This window comes from Metabacillus sp. KUDC1714, from assembly GCF_014217835.1.
Classification (GTDB): Bacteria; Bacillota; Bacilli; order Bacillales; family Bacillaceae; genus Metabacillus; species Metabacillus rhizosphaerae.
Window position 1 is genome coordinate 3,808,475 of the sequence record NZ_CP055263.1, and the last position, 20,821, is coordinate 3,829,295.

At 35.4% G+C, this 20,821-nt stretch carries 17 protein-coding genes; 15 read left to right on the plus strand and 2 right to left on the minus strand.

What is annotated here, in order from left to right:
• Positions 1–14: 14 nt before the first annotated feature.
• The 4 genes from HUW50_RS17505 to HUW50_RS17520 all read left to right on the plus strand — a co-directional run bounded on the left by HUW50_RS17505 (position 15) and on the right by HUW50_RS17520 (position 5,198).
• Positions 15–1,829 (plus strand): IucA/IucC family protein, encoded by a 1,815-nt coding sequence (locus HUW50_RS17505; protein ID WP_083964594.1) that lies wholly within the window; start codon positions 15–17, stop codon positions 1,827–1,829.
• Between the two features lie 183 nt (positions 1,830–2,012).
• A complete protein-coding gene (locus HUW50_RS17510; protein WP_066331392.1) occupies positions 2,013–2,567 on the plus strand; it encodes a biotin transporter BioY in 555 nt (184 codons plus the stop codon).
• 74 nt (positions 2,568–2,641) lie between these two features.
• Entirely contained in the window at positions 2,642–4,108 is a 1,467-nt protein-coding gene (locus tag HUW50_RS17515) for an AMP-binding protein (protein WP_185653072.1), read from the plus strand.
• Positions 4,104–5,198 (plus strand): acetyl-CoA C-acyltransferase, encoded by a 1,095-nt coding sequence (locus HUW50_RS17520; RefSeq protein ID WP_185654073.1) that lies wholly within the window; start codon positions 4,104–4,106, stop codon positions 5,196–5,198. Before HUW50_RS17515 ends, HUW50_RS17520 begins: the two co-directional genes overlap by 5 nt.
• A gap of 358 nt (positions 5,199–5,556) precedes the next feature.
• On the opposite strand, the gene HUW50_RS17525 is transcribed toward HUW50_RS17520, so the two are convergent.
• The gene (locus HUW50_RS17525; RefSeq protein ID WP_066331371.1) at positions 5,557–6,936 is read right to left on the minus strand and encodes a YjiH family protein; all 1,380 of its coding nucleotides are present in this window, start codon (positions 6,934–6,936) and stop codon (positions 5,557–5,559) included.
• Between the two features lie 431 nt (positions 6,937–7,367).
• Between HUW50_RS17525 and HUW50_RS17530 the strand changes: the two genes are divergently transcribed.
• The 8 genes from HUW50_RS17530 (at position 7,368) to mmsB (ending at position 17,693) form a co-directional block, all read left to right on the plus strand.
• Positions 7,368–8,219: an MBL fold metallo-hydrolase gene (locus HUW50_RS17530; protein WP_066331369.1), complete on the plus strand. Its 852-nt coding sequence runs from the start codon at positions 7,368–7,370 to the stop codon at positions 8,217–8,219.
• 343 nt (positions 8,220–8,562) lie between these two features.
• Positions 8,563–9,570, plus strand: coding sequence for a substrate-binding domain-containing protein (locus HUW50_RS17535; protein ID WP_066331363.1), 1,008 nt, complete (start codon positions 8,563–8,565; stop codon positions 9,568–9,570).
• Positions 9,571–9,596: 26 nt separating this feature from the next.
• Positions 9,597–11,414, plus strand: coding sequence for a cache domain-containing sensor histidine kinase (locus HUW50_RS17540; protein ID WP_311773988.1), 1,818 nt, complete (start codon positions 9,597–9,599; stop codon positions 11,412–11,414).
• Between the two features lie 11 nt (positions 11,415–11,425).
• Positions 11,426–12,655 carry a response regulator transcription factor gene (locus HUW50_RS17545; protein ID WP_066331359.1) on the plus strand — a complete coding sequence of 410 codons (1,230 nt, stop codon included), beginning with the start codon at positions 11,426–11,428 and terminating at the stop codon, positions 12,653–12,655.
• A 238-nt stretch (positions 12,656–12,893) separates the two neighbouring features.
• Complete coding sequence (locus tag HUW50_RS17550) at positions 12,894–13,529, plus strand: AarF/UbiB family protein (protein ID WP_066331356.1); 636 nt, start codon at positions 12,894–12,896, stop codon at positions 13,527–13,529.
• Positions 13,530–13,804: 275 nt separating this feature from the next.
• The gene (gene chvE / locus HUW50_RS17555; protein WP_066331352.1) at positions 13,805–14,893 is read left to right on the plus strand and encodes a multiple monosaccharide ABC transporter substrate-binding protein; all 1,089 of its coding nucleotides are present in this window, start codon (positions 13,805–13,807) and stop codon (positions 14,891–14,893) included.
• A gap of 53 nt (positions 14,894–14,946) precedes the next feature.
• Positions 14,947–16,482, plus strand: coding sequence for a multiple monosaccharide ABC transporter ATP-binding protein (mmsA, locus tag HUW50_RS17560; protein ID WP_066331350.1), 1,536 nt, complete (start codon positions 14,947–14,949; stop codon positions 16,480–16,482).
• A gap of 65 nt (positions 16,483–16,547) precedes the next feature.
• The gene (gene mmsB, locus HUW50_RS17565; RefSeq protein ID WP_157094381.1) at positions 16,548–17,693 is read left to right on the plus strand and encodes a multiple monosaccharide ABC transporter permease; all 1,146 of its coding nucleotides are present in this window, start codon (positions 16,548–16,550) and stop codon (positions 17,691–17,693) included.
• Positions 17,694–17,740: 47 nt separating this feature from the next.
• On the opposite strand, the gene HUW50_RS17570 is transcribed toward mmsB, so the two are convergent.
• Positions 17,741–17,989, minus strand: a complete 249-nt coding sequence (locus tag HUW50_RS17570) for an alpha/beta-type small acid-soluble spore protein (RefSeq protein WP_066331344.1) — start codon at positions 17,987–17,989, stop codon at positions 17,741–17,743.
• A gap of 132 nt (positions 17,990–18,121) precedes the next feature.
• On the opposite strand from HUW50_RS17570, the gene HUW50_RS27400 reads away from it, so the two are divergent.
• The 3 genes from HUW50_RS27400 (at position 18,122) to HUW50_RS17580 (ending at position 20,700) form a co-directional block, all read left to right on the plus strand.
• Positions 18,122–18,487, plus strand: coding sequence for an alanine--tRNA ligase-related protein (locus HUW50_RS27400; RefSeq protein ID WP_311773989.1), 366 nt, complete (start codon positions 18,122–18,124; stop codon positions 18,485–18,487).
• Positions 18,488–18,558: 71 nt separating this feature from the next.
• The gene (locus HUW50_RS27405; RefSeq protein ID WP_311773990.1) at positions 18,559–19,320 is read left to right on the plus strand and encodes an alanine--tRNA ligase; all 762 of its coding nucleotides are present in this window, start codon (positions 18,559–18,561) and stop codon (positions 19,318–19,320) included.
• A gap of 240 nt (positions 19,321–19,560) precedes the next feature.
• A complete protein-coding gene (locus HUW50_RS17580) occupies positions 19,561–20,700 on the plus strand; it encodes a GntR family transcriptional regulator (protein WP_066331338.1) in 1,140 nt (379 codons plus the stop codon).
• The last annotated feature ends 121 nt before the right edge of the window (positions 20,701–20,821 follow it).

The window sequence follows — 20,821 nt, forward strand, 5'->3', positions numbered from 1 at the left end:
GGGAGTTGGGAAACTTGAAAATATGTGAAACACCACTAACGATGTTAACAGAAGAGAATTGGAAGCTTGCAGATAAACAATTAGTTGCTAAAATGCTTCAAGAATTTATTTATGAAGAAATTTTGGTACCTGAACTGATTACTGAAGCAAATGGAATTTATGAGTATAAATGGACAGATAAGAAAGGAACGGTATACAAATTTCAAGCAAAGAAACGGCTTTTCGATAGTGTTTCAGTTGTTTTTGATATGATTGAAATTGATACGAAGGACGAAAATAATATGCCATTGTCACTTACTCTATTACAAAGTATCCAAGAAGAAGGGGGGATGTCGGGGTCTACAGCAGGACATTTAGTGAGGGAGTATTTACATACATTGGTGGCAGACACTCATTTAAAAGAACGCTCAAAACGTTCTGAAGAGCTTGTTGATTTGGATTATGCAGAGCTAGAGGGAGAAATGACAGGACATCCATGGATTACCTATAATAAAGGACGGATTGGTTTCGGGTATGATGATTATGTTCAATTTGCTCCAGAACAAAAGAAAGCTGTAAAGATATCTTGGATAGCTGTTCATAAAAAATTAGCGACCTTTCATGCGATAGAAGGGCTGGATTTTGATCAGGTAATTAAGCAAGAACTTGGTGAGGATACGCGTCAACGTTTTACTAATCGGTTGAAGGCAATGAACTTACCATCTGAGCAGTATTTATTCATGCCAATCCACCTATGGCAATGGAATCATTCGATTGTGACGATGTATGCCGCAGAGATTGCTAGAAAAGAGATCTTTCCGTTGGGAGAAGAAGAGGATCTATACCTTCCACAGCAATCAATCCGTACTTTCGTGAATGTGACCAATAAAGAAAAGTTTCATGTGAAATTACCAATGAGCATATTAAATACACTGGTCTACCGTGGTTTACCTGGTGAGAGAACAGTCATTGCTCCTGAAGTCACAACATTTATGAAGAACATTCTTGAAAATGATTCATTTTTAAAAGATGAATGTCGTCTTGGATTATTAGGGGAGGTTGCAACGATGAATGTTGATCATCCCACGTTTAAAAATATCGCCGGATCACCCTATCAATATCTTGAACTACTTGGTGTTGTTTGGCGAGAAAGCATTTATAAAGAATTACAAAACGAAGAACGTGCAATCACACTAGCAGCTCTCTTGCATGTAGATCATGAAGGGACGCCCTTTGTTACAAAACTGATTGAAAAGTCTGGGCTATCTGTAGAAGATTGGGTAAAGCAACTTGTAAAGGCCATTCTACCACCATTGCTCCATTACTTATATCAATATGGAACAGTCTTTTCACCACATGGGCAAAACACAGTGCTTGTGCTGAAGGATTATGCACCAGAACGTACGATCATGAAGGATTTTGTAGATGATGTAAATATTAGTGATCAGCCATTTCCTGAGCTGTCAGTTCTCTCTGATGAGTTAAAGAAAGTTTTAAGAAGTGAGGCTCCTGAGGGATTAACTCAATTTATCTTAACAGGCTTGTTTATTTGTCACTTCAGATATTTAAGTAATATTCTTGAAGAGGAGGAGCGATTTTCTGAGTTTTATTTTTGGGAGATTGTTCGTGAAGAAATCATTTCGTATCAATCGAGATTTCCCCAATTAAAAGACCGATTTGAACTATTTGATTTATTACGACCGACATTTACAAAACTAACGTTAAACCGTAATCGAATGTTTGATTATGGATATGGAGATGGTGAAGACCGACCACATGCAAGTGAGTATGGCGTGGTTACCAATGCCCTTCATTCCGTTACTGTGGAAAAAGATTATTTAGAAGTTTAAATTGTTTATTGGAGCTTATTAATCCTGGAGGCATTACTTTTATCGTAATGCCTCTTGTTTTTGTCTAAAATTGCTAAGATGATTTTATTATATATGTCAACTTTGTTTAATAATAGGTTGACATATTTTTGTTTTCATAGCTAAAATAGAAAATAAAAATATGTAACCTATTGGAGGCAAATGATGAAAATCCAGGAAATAACGTACATAGCAATTTTTACTGCGGTTATGGGAGTGCTAGGGTTGGTCCCACCTATCATGTTATCTTTTACACCTGTTCCAATTACTTTACAGACATTGGGTGTATTACTTGCAGGCGGAGTTCTAGGAGCAAGACGAGGCTGCATTAGCCAAGTTGTTTTTTTATTAATCGTTGCTGCAGGAATGCCACTTTTATCTGGAGGCCGAGGTGGAATCGGTGTGTTTGTAGGACCAAGTGCAGGCTACTTAATTGCTTATCCGATAACAGCCTATTGTATTGGCTATTTCTTGTCACGTATACAAACTTTAACATTACGAAAGATCTTACTAATCAACCTTACTGTAGGGATTTTTTTCATTTACTTAATTGGCATACCTGTACAAGCTTTTATGATGAATATTCCACTAATTGAAGCGATAAAATTGAGTGCAGTGTATTTTCCGGGTGATGTGTTGAAGGCGATATTAGCTTCTTATCTAGTTTATCGTTTACGAAGGTCACCTGTAATTGCTCGCGGGTTATCGAAAATAGCCTAGAACTCTTTTAATCTCAGTCTTAACGGAAGTAAAATGCCACTGAGGTAGACTCACTTAGAGAAAGGAGTAAATTCATGGCAACTATTACAAAAACATATAGTCAACACGTGAGTGATTTCCCTGAAAAAATTGCTATCTATACTAAAAAAGAAAATATAACATATCGTAATTGGTATGAACGGGTTACGAAGACTGCAAATTGGTTGGATTCTTTCGACTGTTCTACTAACACGCTGGGGATTTTACTTCCAAATGGTATCCATTTTCTGCAACTATTTACGGGAGCTTCTACTGCAGGCTGGATTTGTGTACCGCTAGATTTAAGGTGGAAGGAATCAGAGCTTCAAAAAAGACTTGCCCTTTCCAAACCGTCTATTTTGATTACAACGAAAGATAAATACCCTATGATTAAAGAACTCTATCAAAATGTATTAATATGGGAGGATTGTTTAGAGGGAATAAGCAATCAACCAGTTGAACAGGGTAGAATCATAGATACAGATCTTCCGTTTTATATAGGATTTACCTCAGGTTCAACTGGCGAACCGAAGGCATTTATTCGTGGTCAACATTCTTGGATTAACAGCTTTGACTGCAATCGTTTTGATTTTCTCATGAATGAAAAAGATCATGTACTAATACCAGGTTTGCTTATTCATTCTCATTTTCTATACGGTGCGATCAGTACATTGTTTCTGGGAGGGACTTTATATCTTTTAGAAAAGTTCTCTTCGCTACAAGCATTAACATCTATACAAACACAACCTATTTCGGTGGTCTATGTTGTCCCAACTATGATCGAAGCTGTGCTGAAAGAGAAATGTAAGATAGGAAAAAAATTAAAATTAATTTCGTCAGGCGCGAAGTGGGAAGCACATTCTAAAACAAAGATTAGAGATATGTTTTATCACTCAACCATGTATGAATATTATGGAGCTAGTGAGCTTAGTTTTGTTACGGTTTTATCTGATCGTGAAAACAAGCAAAGGCCTGGATCAGTTGGCAAGCCTTGTTACAGTGTGGAAATTCAGATACGAAATTCAAATCATGAATTAGCAAAGGTAAATGAAGTTGGCAAAATATTTGTAAGAAGTAAAATGATTTTTATGGGTTATGTAAGTAATGATACTCAAATGATTCGATCTACTCGGGATAAAGAAGGTTGGATCACGGTTGATGATATGGGATTTGTAGATAATGAGGGATTTCTATATATTGTTGGTCGTGAAAAGAACATGATCTTATACGGGGGAATTAATATTTACGCCGAAGAGGTTGAAGCGGTTTTAACTTCACATCCAGATGTTCATGCAGCAGCTGTTATAGGGACATATGACAAGTATTGGGGACAAATTGTTACTGCTGTTATTGAGGGGAATGCTTCTAAAATGGAATTAAGAAAGCTGTGTAAAATGATATTGGCATCATATAAGATCCCACGTAAATGGCATTTTATGAAAGAAATCCCACTTACGACAAGTGGAAAAATAGCTCGTCCGAAAATACAAGAAATGGTAGAAAGCAAGGTGAATGGTCATTAAAAGAGCGGTGATCGTCCAAGCGAAGCGTTCTCCTATAGGCAGGAAAAATGGGATCCTACAAAGGTTTGGTCCACACGAATTGTTAGCACCTCTACTTCAACAAGCAGCAAGTATGACAGAATATGAGGTTGATGATGTGATAATGGGAAATGTGGTTGGACCTGGAGGGAATGTAGCTCGCTTAGCAGCATTAGAGGCAAATCTTCCCGATACAATTCCTGGCCTCACGCTTGATCGGCAATGCAGCGCTGGTTTAGAAGCGGTACGAATGGCGTGCTATCTTATTCAAGGGGAAGCGGGTAAGTGCTATATAGCCGGTGGGGTAGAAAGTACAAGCACCTCTCCCTTTAAAGCTAGAGCACAATTCTCACCAAAAAGTATTGGAGATCCCGATATGGGTGTAGCAGCCGAATCTGTAGCCAGTAAATACCGAATTACAAGAGAAATGCAGGATGAATATACATTATTAAGCTACGAACGTAGTGTAAATGCCTTTAGAAAAGGGCTGTATGATCAAGAGATCTTTGCTTTAGAGGAAGTTAATCAAGATGAAGAATTTTTTAAAGATCGTCCTATAGATAAGCTTGTAAAACGAGCTAGACCAGCCTTTAAAGAAAATGGAACAGTTACAGCAGCCAATAGCTGTGGCATTAATGATGGAGCCTCTGCATTACTAGTTATGGAAGAAAATACGGCAGTCGAACAAGGTCTTAAACCTGTATTGCGGTTTATTGATAGTGAGGTATGTGGAGTAAACCCTTGGTATCCAGGCATTGCTCCTGTTCCAGCCATTCAACATTTAATAGAAAGAAATAAACTAACAATTGAGGATCTTGATCTAATTGAAATAAATGAAGCGTTTGCTGCCAAGATTGTTGCTTGTGCGCAACAGCTCAAGATTCCTTATCGTAAATTAAATGTCCAAGGAGGTGCACTAACCATTGGACACCCATACGGAGCATCAGGTGCAATCTTGGTAACTCGCTTATTCCATGAGGTTCAGAGAAGAAAGAAACTCAAATATGTAGTCGCTGCGATTGGAAGTGGCGGAGGAATTGGAGTTGCGCTGTTATTTGAAGTGGTGAATTGATAGAAATACTGCTTAGGAGGTATTCCTAGGCACTTTTTTTGTGCGTGTTTTTCGGGAATTGTTTGTATTGGTTCAATTATTAGAGGAATAGGTTAAATAAATTAAGGAAGATGTTCAATTCATAAGATAAGTGGTTCAATTCAAGAGGTAAATTATTCAATAGAAAGAAATGTGGGTCATTTACTTAATGAAACTGTTCAACAGGTATATAAATGAATCAAACCTGAAAAAAACCTCATTTATTTAGCTCATCCTTGTAACAAATTCAAATTCAAATTCAAAAAAAAGGCTTAGGATTCTCCTAAGACTTTTTTAAAAAATCAGTAAAGTTCTTTTTAATCAAAAATTAACTAGTCACCTAAAAAATAAGATGTGCCATTAAAACTATAATCGGTAGTGATATGATCGTACGTTGTAAAAAGATTACGACTAAATCAATAAAGGAAACTGGTAATTTTGATCCTAGTAGTAAACCACCAACCTCTGACATGTAGATTAGCTGTGAGATTGAAATACAGCCAATGACAAAACGGGTCATGTCACTTTCGATTCCACTTCCGATAATGGCTGGTAGGAACATGTCAGCAAAGCCTACTACCATTGTTTGCGCAGCTTCATTTGCTTCCGGTATTTGCATAAATTCTAAGATTGGAATAAATGGTGCACCTAGTATTTTGAAAACTGGTGTGTATTCCGCGATAATTAATGCGATCGTTCCAATAGCCATTACGATTGGAAGTACGCCCAGCCACATATCGAATACATTCTGCATACCACTTTTTAGCATATTCGCATAGTTATTATTCTTTTTCGCCTGCTTTACTGCATTCGTAAGTCCCCATTTGAAGGCAGAAACATTAGTAGGTACTACCTCATCAATTGCTTCTTTATCACCATAATAGGTATCAGGTTTTCTTGACAGCGGAGGAATTCGTGGGCTAATAAATGCACACGCAAGACCTGATAATACAATTGTTAAATAAAAGGGAGCAAAGTAGTTATCAAGTTTTAAATAACTAATAATAACGATTGTAAATGTGATGGAAACAACTGAAAATGTTGTACCGATAATCGCTGCTTCGCGCTTTGTATAATAGCCATCTTCGTATTGTTTGTTTGTTAATAACACGCCAATTGTTCCGTCGCCAAGCCATGAAGCAAGACAATCAATAGAAGATCGACCAGGAAGTTTAAACAATGGTCTCATTACCTTTGTAAATAAAGCTCCGCATAATTCAAGTAGACCAAAATCAAGTAGTAAAGGTAAAAATAGTCCTGCAAAAAGGAACACTGAAAATAGCACTGGAATTAAGTCATAAAGTAATAATCCAGCTGTGTTTTCAGACCAAATTGTTTCTGGCCCAATTTTAAATAAAGCCAAAATTGAGAAGATCATTCCGAAAATCCGTGCAATTTGCCAAACCCATGTTACGCGAAATAATTTATCAAGAAAAGGAGAGTTAACAATATATTCCGGTTTCACTAATTTGGCCTGTAAAGATAATAAAGCGGTGACAGTCATAATGATTGTCGCGATATAAGGTAAATAACCTGACAAAAGACCTTCTACAAAATTTGCCAAAATCGCAACTGGAATTGTAAACTTCCCATTAATAGAAAGTGGGATAACAAATAGAAAAATTCCGATTAATGAAGGAATCATAAATTGTAAATAGTCTGTTATACTATAAGGCTTTCCTTGTTCTCTTTTCGCAATGTGTTGCTGTGGTTTTTCCATAGTATATACCTCGTCATTTATTAATAAAGTCATGTTTTAAGCATTGAATATGCAATTTAAGTGTATAAGAATGCAAAAAAGACCTGAATTCAAATGATAACATAAAATGCAGTTTACTTTTAAACAAATTTATAACAATTTAGCAAATTACTTTTATTGGTGATACCCGGATAGACTACGTTCAAACATTAATACCATATTAAGTGTATTATGTCCTTATATTTCCTTAATTCTCTATAAATGCAAAAAATATTCGAATGGCTATTTACTTAGGAAAGCTTTATAGAGTTAATTAGTTAAAAGGGTGAATTAATTAGGGTGAAGCAGTTACAAGCATAATCCTAAAAAAAAAGATAGGTTGACACGCTTAGTGTATCAATCTATCTTTTTTAATAAGGGTTTGTATAAAAAGAAAGGTTGGTGGATAGTCCATGCAAAAGCTCTATAGAAGTGGAGAGCCTTTACTAAATGAGGTTTATCAAACACAAGTACCTACAAATGTCGTTGCTTTTTGGAATTTAGGTCAGTCTGGAATCCTACTCAAGGGTAAACTGGATGATGGGTGGATTTGCATAGACCCATATCTGACTTCAAGTATTGAAGAAACTAATCCACAATCAGAGTTTAAGAGAGCATTCTCACCACTGTTAAAACCAGCTATGTTAAAGGATATTGATGGTATTCTAGTAACTCATGAACATGATGATCATCTTGACTTAGCAACAATAAAAGAACTAGCACAGGTGTCAACGGATACGACATTTATTTTGCCGGCACCAAGTGATCCTTTAATAGGACATGGGTTAAGTAATGCAGAAATTCATTTAGCTAAAGCAAATCAAGCTTTTTCTGTCAAAGGGTTTAACATTAGCCCAGTACCAGCAGCACATACAACTTACGAAGTAGATGAAAAAAACGACCATCTGTATTTAGGTTATTTTATTGAAGTTAATGGCATAAGGATCTATCACAGCGGAGATACGGTGATCACCCCATTACTAATAGAAAAAGTGAAAGCGTTTAAACCGGATGTAGCTTTCCTTCCAATTAATGGTGGTGACTTTTTCCGGACCTCCAGAGGTATAATCGGAAACATGAGCTTCCGAGAAGCTGCTGACTTTTCTGTAGCAGTCGGAGTAGATCTGGTGGTCCCCATCCATTTTGATATGTTTCCTACTAACCGGGAGAACCCAGCTTATTTTGTCGACTATTTGTTTCATCAATATCCAGCACAGAAATTTCATATGATGGTTCCTGGTGAGCGGTTTATTTATCATAAATAATGAGTGATTTATTTTTTAGTAAAATAGGAAGACGATAAGATTTAATAGTTACTTTTTTAGGGTCAAAATGAAATTTACAAGGTATTGACGATCAAAATCACAAGACAATTCAATATAAACAATGAGCTTAGAGTCTTTTTCTCCAAGCTCATTTTATTTAGCTCGTTTCTAAAATGTATGATATTCATATCATTGGTAAGCAAAAAGATTACATATGAGTGGTACAATCTTGGACACTGTAAATTCCAGATGCAAGATTGTACGTACAAGAGTATAATAAGTTGAACTTACTAAAATAATAGCTTACTTTATACTGAATTTCCCAACTAGAGGTGATTTGCAAGTGAAAAAACTTTTAATTGTTTATGTCTTCTTATTTTCAATCTTTTTCATTTACTTGTATAACTATCACTTAAAGGAGCCTCATTCAAGTCCATTTGGTCAGAATGAAGAGCGATTACAAGGTGAAATTGGAGAAAAATATGTCTTGGTTACATTTCAGGCTGGAATCGATTATTGGAAGAGTGCCATTAAAGGTTTTGAGGATGCGGCTAGTGAACTAAACGTTTCAGTTGAATACCGTGGTGCAACTCAGTATGATTCCCATGAACAAATTACAGTTTTAGAGCAAGTGATCGCTAAGAACCCAGCTGGCATTGCATTATCTGCGATCAATCCATATGAATTAAAAACTACGATAAATAAGGCAATTGAAGCAGGTATTCCCGTTGTATTATTTGATTCTGATGCCCCTGCAAGTAAGGCTTACTCATTTTTGGGAACAAACAATTATGAAGCAGGTGTAACAGGTGCACATAAAATGGCAGCTTTACTTGATCATAAAGGAAAAATTGCCGTTGTCACATTGCCTAATCAACTTAACCATAAAGAAAGAACCGATGGCTTTGTTGAAACAATTCGTAATGAATATCCTGACATGGAAGTTGTAGCCATAAAAGATGGGAAAGGTGACCAGCTCCTTTCGGAACAAGCTGCTACAGAAATAATAAAGCTCTATCCAGATTTAAAAGGGGTATTTGCAACAGAAGCAAACGGTGGAGTTGGAATTGCAGATGCAACCCGGTCATTGAAAAAGGAAAAAGCGATCAAAATTATTAGCTTTGATACTGACAAACAAACACTTGATAAGATAAAGGAAGGCGTTATTTCTGCTACATTAGCTCAAGGTAGTTGGAACATGGGGTATTGGTCCTTACAATTCCTGTTTCAGCATAATCAAGAAACATCTACTCAGCAACAGAGTGTCCAATCGGCTATTTTACCAAAGTATGTTGATACAGGAATTTCAATTGTAACTGATGAAAATGTCGAAGATTATTATGCAGACTGAATCTACCCGAGAACGAGAGATGAAATATGATGAAGCAACCAATCTTAAAATTAAATAACTTTCCGATTAGGCATAAAATCATTACTTTATTGCTATTAATAAGTATTTTACCTTCCATTGGTTTAGGCTTACTGACTGGATTTACGGTTGATCGTATTATCGATAAACAAGCAACCCAACATACACTTCAACTAATCGGACAAGTTAATAAAACATTGGAATCCTATGCAAGTAATATGCAGAATATAAGCTATTTACTTTCAATGGATCCAGAAATAGAAAATTTCCTCAGCCAACAAGAGATAGGGAGCAATCAAACAGAGGAAGAATTATATTCAATCCGCCAATTTATGCAAGGGCTTTCAACGTTGTATCCAGAAGTTGCAGGGATTTTAGTCGTAAATAGCCAAGGAGATTACCTAAGTAATGAACTGTACTCAAGGTCTGAAACAAATCTGACTGAAGAATCCTGGTACAAAGAAGCGGTAAAAAATGAAGGGATATTTAAAATTCTTGGTCATCCTACTAATCGAAAAATTACAAGTCATGTAAATTATAAAAATAATGAAGTGGTTACAGTTGTTCGAGCAATCTTAGAGCCTGAAACACAGAAGGTTACGGGTGTAGTTTTAATTGACTTAAAACTACGCGTAATCGCAGAAGCAACAAAAAATGTAACACTAGGCAAGTCTGGGTACTTGATGGTAATCGATGAAAATGGAGAAGAGATCTATGCTCCTGCAAAACCACTAATTAACGAAATCCCAAAGAGAATACTGAAAAGTGGTGATTCAGGTTCATTTTCTGAGAAGGTTGATGGAAATACGCTGCAATTTATCTACCAAAAGCAGCCGTTTACAAATTGGACAACTGTAGGGATCTTTTTAACAAGAGAATCTGTCATTGAGGTAAGAACAATCCATTTATATGTCATATGCTTTGTCTTTTTTGTCTGTTTATTTGGTGTAACAGCATCCTATTATCTTTCAAATTCAATGTCAAAGCCAATTGTTCAGCTGATGTCATTTATGAAAAAAGTAGAATCTGGCAATCTAACTATCCGCTATAAAGGTGTTCGAAAAGATGAAATAGGGATGCTTGGGCGTAGTTTTAATAAGATGATTGTAAAAATAAATCGTCTTATATCTCTGGCAGAGAGACACGAACGTCAAAAGAGAGAAGCTGAACTCCGAAGTCTTCAAGCACATATAAAACCACATTTTTTATACAATACGTTAGACACTATTAGCTGGATGGCAAGGAAAAGAGGAGCAGACGATGTTGCAGAAGTGGTTGCTTCCTTATCAAGATTGTTTCGTATTGGTTTAAGTAAAGGTAATGATATCATCCTTTTGACTGACGAAATAACACATATACAAAGTTATTTAAGCATCCAAAAAGCTAGGTATCGCGATAAACTAAATTATTCAATTAATATTGAACCAGAGATTCATGATGTAATGATTTTAAAGCTTGTATTACAGCCAATTGTAGAAAACGCAATATACCATGGAATAAAAGAAAGAAAAGGACCAGGCTTTATTTCTATACAAGTAAAAGGTAACCAAGAATTTATAATTATTACCGTAACAGATGATGGCAAAGGAATACCTAGTGATAAACTTGAACTTCTTAGAGAAAAGATGGATACCCTATACAATCTAGATGTAGAAAAAGGAAAACCAGTGGACTTTGGTTATGGGATGATGAATGTTCAGGCAAGAATTAAATTAACATATGGGGACCAATATAGCTTAAGCATTGATAGTCAATTAGGCGAAGGGACAACCGTCACGATTCATCTTCCTATCCAAAGGAATAGTATCAATGCTGATAAGTCTTAAGGGGGGATAATGTGAATAATCCATTTTGGAAAGTGTTAATTGCTGATGATGAGCCAGTGATACGGGAAGGAATCAGAGATTCGGTAAATTGGTCTTCTCTGCAGATGGAAGTAAAAGCTGAAGCTGAAGACGGAGAGGAAGCTTTGGAGCTAGCATTGGAACACTCAATTGATATTTTATTAGCAGACTTAAATATGCCGATAATGGATGGAATTGCTTTAATAAAACAGATTAGAGAAAAACTACCCCAATGTAAAATAGTCATTATTACTGGCCACGATGAATTCACATATGCTCAGGAAGCAGTAAGATTAAATGTGACAGATTACATCTTAAAACCAGCTGATCCTAATCAATTAAAACAAGTATTAGATAGTGTTCGACTAGAGCTCGAAACGTCTGTCAAGCAGGATCAGTATATAGAAATGGCGTCTAACCAAATTTCTAAAAACCTTTCTATGTTACGAGAGCAATTTTGTCGAGACTGGATAGAGGGACGTTTAGAAATTGCTGATATACAAAAGCAATTACAATTTTTGGAGCTGCCATTAAGAAGTCCCGAACTTTTTGCTGTCCTACAATGCCCAGAATACTTTGCAAATAAACCGTTAATGAAAGAAAAAGAAAAACAGATGTTTATGTTTTCAATTGAAAATATCGTTTCAGAATTACTTGATCCATACAATAAAGTGATTTTTCGCGATGAAACCGGGCTAATTATAATTATTTTATGGAAATATGTACCTGATGAAATGTTTAAAAGAATTGAAAAAGTTATACAAGAGTATTTAAAAATGACAATAAACATGTATGTTGAACTAGTTGAGGGAGAGTTGGAAGAAGTTTCAGTCGTATATAGACAATGCAAGGATCTAATGAAAAATGAGTTAACCATCTCTCCAATTGTCCGACGTGCCAGACAATATATTGAAACACATTTTGCAGAACCGACAATTACGCTTGAATTAGTTGCAAAAACTTTACAAGTATCACCTGTCTATTTAAGTAGGATGATTAAGCAGGAACTCGGAATGTCTTTCGTTAGTTTAGTAACCAATATGAAAATGAAAAAAGCGATCCAGCTGTTAAACTCTACTGATCTACCAATTGTAGAAATTGCTGAACAGGTTGGATATGATACTCAACATTATTTTAGCACAGCATTTAAAAAGGTGATGGGGGTTTCGCCGATTAAGTATCGGAAAAATTCAGGTGAAATTAAGTGGGACAATAGTTATTAATTGACCTGCAGGTGAATAGAAATTATAATAGTCATAAATTTCATTCCTTTTTCCTTTTAAAGGGGAGTAGCTGTACAGCAAAGTCGTCAATACAGGTTTAACCTCGGCTATGTTGGCAACGGGAGTTGTTTGCGAGACCTTTACCACTATTTGGTGAGGTCTTTTTTTATACTTTCTTTTTAAATTAAACATCTTGTTAACATATAACAATGATAGATTTGAGAAAGGAGATGATTCGATGAATAGTCATGATTATGCACATAGCATTGTATTTGTATTTAAAAAGGGAAGCATACGAGTAAAGCAGCATCACACAGACCTTGAATTAATCGGAACAGGTAGAAGTGCCTGTGTATTTAGAATAAAGGGTACGAAAAAAGTAATAAAAATATTTCCACCACAATTTATTCATATTGCCCAAGTAGAATCTGATATTTATAGATTGTTAACACACATCGACTATTTTCCAACCGTATATGAAACAGGTCCAAATTTTCTTACAATGGACTATATTAAAGGAGATACTCTTTTTTCTTGCTTAAACAAAGGTATTCCTATTAATGAGAACCATATTAAAGAAGTTGAACATATATTAGAACTTGTTAGAAAAACAGGGTTAAACCCTTCTGACATTCACTTGCGAAATATCATTATTACCCCAGACAACAAAATAAAAATGATTGATGTTGCCAGATTTAAACAACAAAAGCATTGTACTCAATGGGAAGATCTAAAGAATGCTTATGATCGCTATTATAAGCATCGCTTCTTTCCAAAAAGATTACCTGAATTTCTTTTGAATTTTATTGCAGCATTATATAAAAGAAAATTACTAGTTCTAAATCTAGCTAATAAGAAGAAGGTATCAGGTTGAGATTAGTTTAGATGTCTGCTTTCATAAAAGCAGGCTTCTTTTATGTTGCGAAAAATGAAAGCGGTTTAAATAAAGTTAAATTTTTATAAAAATAGTTGTTTTATTAAAAAGACCGTCCTATTGATAGGTGATATATTTTAAGTATTATCAGAGTTTTCGAAAAGATAGCGTAAGAAAAATAGGGCTCCGCCATCCGAAATTGGCGACCCTACGTTTTTCTAACCAACCATTTAAGAAAATATGCCACATGAGAATAAAGAAAGGGGGAAGCCCACATGAAAAAGAAATCGCTTACTATAATGTTAGTATTCTTAATTGTATTGACTTTGACTATGACAGGATGTGGAGTCAAAGAAACAAGTGGGGAATCAAAAGGGTTTATTGGGATTTCAATGCCAACAAAGTCGTCTGAAAGATGGGTTAATGATGGAGAAAATATGAAAAAGCAATTTGAAGAGCTTGGCTATGAAACTGATTTGCAATATGCAGAAGATATTATTGAAAATCAAACTGCCCAAATTGAAAATATGATTACTAAGGGTGTTGATGTGCTAGTTATTGCTCCAATTGATGACCGATCTGGGTTAACAAGTGTACTAGAAAGAGCAAACAAACGTGGGATAAAGGTCATCTCATATGATCGTTTGATTCAGCATAGTGAATATGTTGATTACTATGCAACCTTTGATAATTTCAAGGTAGGGGTTTTACAAGGAACATATATTGAAGAAAAATTAGGGTTAAAGGAAGCAAAAGGCCCTTTTAATATCGAAATCTTTGCTGGTTCACCAGATGATAATAATGCATACTTCTTCTTTGACGGGGCGATGTCGATTCTAATGCCTTATATTGATTCTGGTAAGTTGGTTGTAAGAAGTAATCAAATGAAGTTTAATCAAGGAGCCACATTAAGATGGGATGGAGCACTTGCTCAATCAAGAATGGATAATTTACTAAGTGCTTATTATTCATCAGAACGGGTTGATGCGGTTCTTTCACCATATGACGGTATAAGTATTGGAATTATTTCTTCCTTAAGAGGGGTTGGATATGGCAGTGGAGATAAACCGATGCCAGTCATCACCGGTCAAGATGCTGAGCTTGCTTCGATAAAATCAATCATTAACGATCGACAAACACAAACCGTGTTTAAGGATACAAGGGAGCTAGCTAAGAAGGCTGTAGAAATGGCTGACGCTCTCATCAATGGAGAAAAAGCTGAGGTAAATGATACAAAGACATATAACAATGGCAAAAAAATTGTCCCGGCGTATTTATTAAATCCAGTGTCTGTTGATAAGACAAACTATGACACTGTATTAGTAGAAAGCGGCTATTACACGAAAGATCAGCTTGGACAATAAATTAGAAAATTCTAGAATTCTAGTGAAAAAGACGAATGTAGGTGTGGTGAAAAATGTCAAATATAATCCTAGAAATGCGGAATATTACGAAAGAATTTCCAGGTGTTAAAGCACTTGAAAACGTAAACTTACAGGTCAAAGAAGGAGAGATTCATGCCTTATGTGGTGAAAATGGGGCAGGTAAATCTACGCTAATGAAGGTGTTAAGTGGTGTATATCCACATGGCTCCTATACAGGTGACATTCTGTTTCAAAAACAGGTTTGTAGCTTTAAAAATATTAAACAAAGTGAAGAATTAGGGATTGTTATTATCCATCAAGAACTAGCCCTTATTCCTGAATTATCAATAGCTGAGAACATTTTTTTAGGCAATGAAATATCTAATAGCGGTGTGATCAATTGGAATATGACGACAATGAAGACGATGGATTTACTTAAAAAGGTAGGTCTTACTGAATCTCCAAATATGAAGGTTGATAATATTGGGGTAGGGAAACAGCAATTAGTCGAAATTGCGAAAGCACTATCAAAGAAAGTGAAGCTTCTTATTTTAGATGAACCAACAGCTTCCTTAAATGAAGATGACAGCGAAAACTTATTAAATCTTCTATTAGAATTTAAAAAACAAGGAATGTCAGCTATTATTATCTCACATAAATTAAATGAAATTGAAAAGGTTGCAGATTCGATTACGATTTTACGAGATGGCCAAACAATTGAAACTTTAAATATGAAAAAAGACAATGTGACAGAGGATCGAATCATTAAGGGTATGGTAGGTCGTGATCTCACAAATCGTTATCCAGCAAGAACTCCCAAAATTGGCCAAACCATTTTTGCGGTGAAAAATTGGAATGTTTACCATCCATTGCATTCAGATCGAAAAGTAATCGATGATGTTAATTTTCATATTCGCAAAGGTGAAATTGTCGGTATCGCCGGTTTAATGGGTGCGGGTCGAACCGAGCTTGCGATGAGTATTTTTGGTAAATCGTACGGGAAGAAAATTAGCGGTCAAATTATGAAGGATGCGATTGAGGTTCAATTTAATGATGTAACCTCTGCAATTGATCAAGGAATAGCCTATGTTTCCGAGGATAGAAAAGGAAACGGTCTCATTTTAATGGAAGATATTAAACAAAATATTACCTTAGCAAGCTTAAATAAAATTTCAAAGCAATCGATTTTAGATAAAAACAAAGAAATCATTGTAGCAGAAGAATATCGCAAAAAGTTAAGGATCAAAACACCAAGTATCTTTCAAAAAGCTGGGAATCTAAGTGGAGGGAACCAGCAGAAGATTGTCTTAAGTAAATGGATATTCTCTGAACCTGATATTTTAATCTTAGATGAACCAACACGTGGGATTGATGTAGGAGCGAAATATGAAATTTACTCGATTATTAACGATTTAGCGATGGATGGAAAAGGAATCTTAATTATTTCATCAGAGCTTCCAGAGCTATTAGGAATGTGTGACAGAATCTATTGTCTGAATGAAGGTAGCATCACAGGTGAGGTAACGAAAGCGGAAGCTAACCAAGAAAAACTGATGACATACATGACAAAAAGTAAGGTAAGGAGGTAATTATAATGCAAACACAACTAAAAAATAGTCAATCTAGTCTGAACAAAGAATCTGCATTGAAATCAATGATACGAAACAATATGCGTCAATATAGTATGGTCATTGCACTTATCTTTATTATGGTGCTATTTCAAATATTAACAAATGGTCTATTGTTGCAGCCTTTAAATATTACAAATTTAATTTTGCAGAATAGTTATATATTAGTTTTAGCAATCGGTATGGTGTTAGTCATCATTACCGGACATATTGATCTATCAGTAGGGTCTATAGCAGCATTTGTCGGAGCAATATCAGCGATCTTAATGGTTAATTATGAAATTCCAACCTTTCTTGCGGTTATTATCTCGTTACTAGTAGGTGCAATAATCGGAGCATGGCAAGGATTCTGGGTTGCCTACGTGAAAATCCCAGCTTTTATTGTTACATTAGCAGGAATGCTTCTTTTTAGAGGGTTAACAATGATCGTCCTAGAAGGGAAATCAATTGCACCCTTCCCAGAATCTTTCCAAAAAATTAGTTCTGGTTTCATTCCTGACGTTTCAAGTAGTGGTTCACTCCATTTATTAACAATCATTATTGGTCTTGCCTTATCAGTCATAATTATTTTTACTGAGCTGAAAAATAGACGAACAAAATTAAAGTTCAACTTTGAAGTCCAGTCTGTGGGCATGTTTGTTCTAAAACTAATTGGTATGGTTGCGTTGCTTAATGTATTTACGTATATCCTTGCTACGTATGAAGGAATTCCGAATATATTAATCATTCTTGCAGTATTAATTGTGATCTATACATTTGTCACAAATAAGACGAAAGCAGGACGACATGTTTATGCAATCGGAGGAAATGAGAAAGCAGCACAATTATCTGGTATTAAAACGAAACGAATGACATTTTGGATATTTGTTAATATGGGCGTTCTATCTGCCTTATCTGGACTTCTCTTCGCAGCACGTTTAAATGCTGCAACACCGAAAGCAGGTAATTTATTTGAGCTTGACGCAATTGCTGCTTGTTTCATTGGTGGAGCTTCAGCGTATGGTGGAATTGGCACAGTTCCAGGTGCGATAATCGGTGGATTAGTTATGGGTATTATGAATAACGGTATGTCTTTACTAGGCTTAGGAATTGACTGGCAGCAAGGAATAAAAGGGTTAGTCTTATTAGCTGCTGTTGCATTTGATATTTATAATAAGAATAAAGCTTCTTAACTTCTTAAAATAAGAGTGGGCTGACTCCAAATGAGTCAGCCCACTGTTCATTTTTTCAATTGTTGCTCAGCCATTTTTACCATTTCACGTACCATGTTTCCACCGAGATTTCCACCGATTTTTCCGGCTTGTCGAGAGGTTAAGCTACCATTGTAGCCTTTTTTAAGAGGTACACCTAGCTCTTTTGCTATTTCATATTTGGCTTCCTCAGGTTTTTGAGTATTAGCAACCTTTGCTTTTAATTGGTTTACTCCTTGCTTGGCACTAGGAACAAGCAATTTATTTCTATTGGCCATGATTTATCCCTCCTTTAATCATAGTTTCTTCAAAATTAGCCATTTATATGAAACGGTCAACTCTACGATATTTTTTAAATGGATATGCTATAGTAAAAGCAAATAATGAGTGCAAAGGTGAGTGTAGGTACAATGTCAAAGAGAAAAGTTTATTACCAAGAGCCATACAAACAAACTATAACAACAAAGCTTGTCTTGCAAGCTCAAGATGAAATCGGCCGTTTTTATGTTGTATTAGAAGAAACAATCTTTTACCCAACAGGTGGAGGACAACCACATGATACAGGAACTATTAATGGTGTTCATGTGTATGAAGTAGAGGAAATTGATGGAGAAATTCGTCATTATGTTGAGCAACCTATTGAAATACATAATAAAATCGTTGGAGAAATTGACTGGGATCGTCGTTTTGACCACATCAGCAACACTCTGGGCAACATATATTATCAGCAGCTTTTGAAGAAGTTTATGGCTATAAAACAGTTAGTTTTCACTTAGGAAAAGAACTGTGTACGATTGACCTTGAAATTAAGAATCTTAATGAGGAAGAGGCGAATCGAACAGAGGCATTGGCAAATAAGATCATTCTTGAAAATCGTTCAATTGAAACGAAGTGGATAACAGAAGCTGAGCTCTCACACTATTCGTTAAGAAAAGAGTTGTCTGTATCCGAAAATATTCGTCTTGTCATCATCCCTAATTTTGATTACAACGGTTGTGGGGGAACGCACCCGAACTCAACCGGACAGGTAAGTGTCATTAAAATTTTAAATTGGGAGAAACATAAGAACTATATTCGACTATATTTTGTTTGTGGTAACAGAGTACTTAAGCAGCTTCATGAAAAACAGAGCGTTATTCAAAGATTGACTTCCATATTAAATTCTCCACAAGGGCAAATGAAGGATGCTGCAAACCGGCTAATACAGCAGTCTAAAGATCTTGAAAAAACAGTTGTAGAATTAAAGACCGAGCTTCTTCAGTATGAGGCTAGGTCTCATATAGCAAATATACAAATCATTCAAGATCAAAAAGTAGTTCAAGCCATTTTTAAAAACCGTCTGATTTCAGAATTGCAACAGTTAGCACGATCAATTACAAGCCTTACCAATGATGTTCTAGTTCTATTAATAAGTGAAAATGAAGACAAACTACAACTTGTCTGCTCTAAAAGTAAAGAGGTAAATGGAAATATGAATCAACTACTAAAAGGTGTGTTGCCTGTTATAAATGGGAGAGGTGGAGGAAATGATTCGTTTGCTCAAGGTGGTGGTGAACGAACGATTTCAGCTGAACAGTTAATGAGAGAGCTAATGGAGAAAAGTATGTAATGTAACTTGTTCGCACAATATTTAGAGTAAGTATTAAATTTTAAGATAAGAGAAAAAAGTAAACTTTTACATAAAATTAGATGTAATATATAGTTTCCAAGGAATTACTAATAAAATATATATCAATATTTTATAAAGAAGCTGAAAGAGCATTTTAAAATTGTATGTTCATAGTGTATAATTAATGTAGTTGTACGAATGAGTTAATTCGGTAGCATACAAGCTGAAAGTGGTGACATAATGGCTCAACAAACGAAAGCCAGCATGGTGAAGCAAAAAATTAAGGCCTGGATTATCGAAGGAAAAGTTTTGCCAGGTGAAAAAATATATTCAGAAAATGAGCTAGTTAAGATGTTTGAGGTTAGTAGGCATACCGTCCGCCAAGCTGTTGGGGACCTTGTTCATGAAGGATGGTTGTATAGAGAGCAGGGAGCAGGTACGTTTGTCTCAAATAAACCCGCTCAAGCTCAAAGTCAGCCCGTTAGTTTAACTGGGAAAAATATAGGAGTTATTACAACCTATATATCTGATTATATATTCCCGTCCATTATTAAAGGGATAGAATCGTACTTGTCGGCACATGGCTATTCATTAACATTTGCTTGCACGGATAATGATCCTGAAAAAGAAAAGCAATGCTTGGAAGCGATGATAAACCGTAATATAGATGGATTAATCGTAGAACCTACAAGAAGTAGTAGTTATAATCCAAATCTTCACTATTACCTAGAAATGGAACAGAATAATACTCCTTATTTAATGATCAACCAATACTATCCACAATTAAATCCTCCAAATATTATTTTAAATGATGAAAAAGGTGGATTTGTTGCAACTGACCATTTAATTAAGCTAGGTCATCAAAAAGTAATTGGTTTATTCAAAAGCGATGATATTCAAGGATTAAATCGGATGCAAGGATTTATTAGAGCATTTAGAGAAAATAATATTCCGTTTTTTTCAGAGATGATAGTAACCTATACAACGGAAGAAAAAGAGGAAACATTGCCCCATAGATTAAAAGAAATCCTTTTGTCTGAAGAAAATAGACCAACTGGAATCGTTTGTTACAATGATGAAATCGCGATTAATGTATTGAATTTATTAAGGGAGCTTGAAATTAAAGTTCCTGATGACATCTCTATCGTTGGTTATGATGATTCTTATTTAACTGAAGCGTCTGAAACGAAGATTACCTCTGTTACCCACCCGAAAATGGATATGGGAATTGAGGCAGCAAAATGGATTGTTGCAGCTGTAGAAAAAAGAGATAAAGAATCTATTGAAAAATGGCAGAAGATCTATGATCCTGAATTAATTATTAGAAACTCAACAAGTGCTGTTAAAAGGAATCATTCTGAAAACAAACATGTTATTTAAGGACTAACCCCCTCAACAATTAATATAAAATACTTAGTCTGAGGGGGTTGCTGTAGCCTTTTGTCAAAGCAATCTAAGCGAAAAAAATAATTATATATAACAGCCTTTTAGTAGTTCTCAG

Coding starts and splice junctions, on each gene's coding strand:
- HUW50_RS17515 (WP_185653072.1), top strand. CDS start 2,642: ATGGCAACTATTACAAAAACATATAGTCAACACGTGAGTGATTTCCCT.
- mmsB (WP_157094381.1), top strand. CDS start 16,548: ATGATACGAAACAATATGCGTCAATATAGTATGGTCATTGCACTTATC.
- HUW50_RS17525 (WP_066331371.1), bottom strand. CDS start 6,936: ATGGAAAAACCACAGCAACACATTGCGAAAAGAGAACAAGGAAAGCCT.
- HUW50_RS17570 (WP_066331344.1), bottom strand. CDS start 17,989: ATGGCCAATAGAAATAAATTGCTTGTTCCTAGTGCCAAGCAAGGAGTA.
- HUW50_RS17580 (WP_066331338.1), top strand. CDS start 19,561: ATGGCTCAACAAACGAAAGCCAGCATGGTGAAGCAAAAAATTAAGGCC.
- HUW50_RS17510 (WP_066331392.1), top strand. CDS start 2,013: ATGAAAATCCAGGAAATAACGTACATAGCAATTTTTACTGCGGTTATG.
- HUW50_RS17550 (WP_066331356.1), top strand. CDS start 12,894: ATGAATAGTCATGATTATGCACATAGCATTGTATTTGTATTTAAAAAG.
- mmsA (WP_066331350.1), top strand. CDS start 14,947: ATGTCAAATATAATCCTAGAAATGCGGAATATTACGAAAGAATTTCCA.
- HUW50_RS17540 (WP_311773988.1), top strand. CDS start 9,597: ATGATGAAGCAACCAATCTTAAAATTAAATAACTTTCCGATTAGGCAT.
- HUW50_RS17530 (WP_066331369.1), top strand. CDS start 7,368: ATGCAAAAGCTCTATAGAAGTGGAGAGCCTTTACTAAATGAGGTTTAT.
- HUW50_RS27400 (WP_311773989.1), top strand. CDS start 18,122: ATGTCAAAGAGAAAAGTTTATTACCAAGAGCCATACAAACAAACTATA.
- chvE (WP_066331352.1), top strand. CDS start 13,805: ATGAAAAAGAAATCGCTTACTATAATGTTAGTATTCTTAATTGTATTG.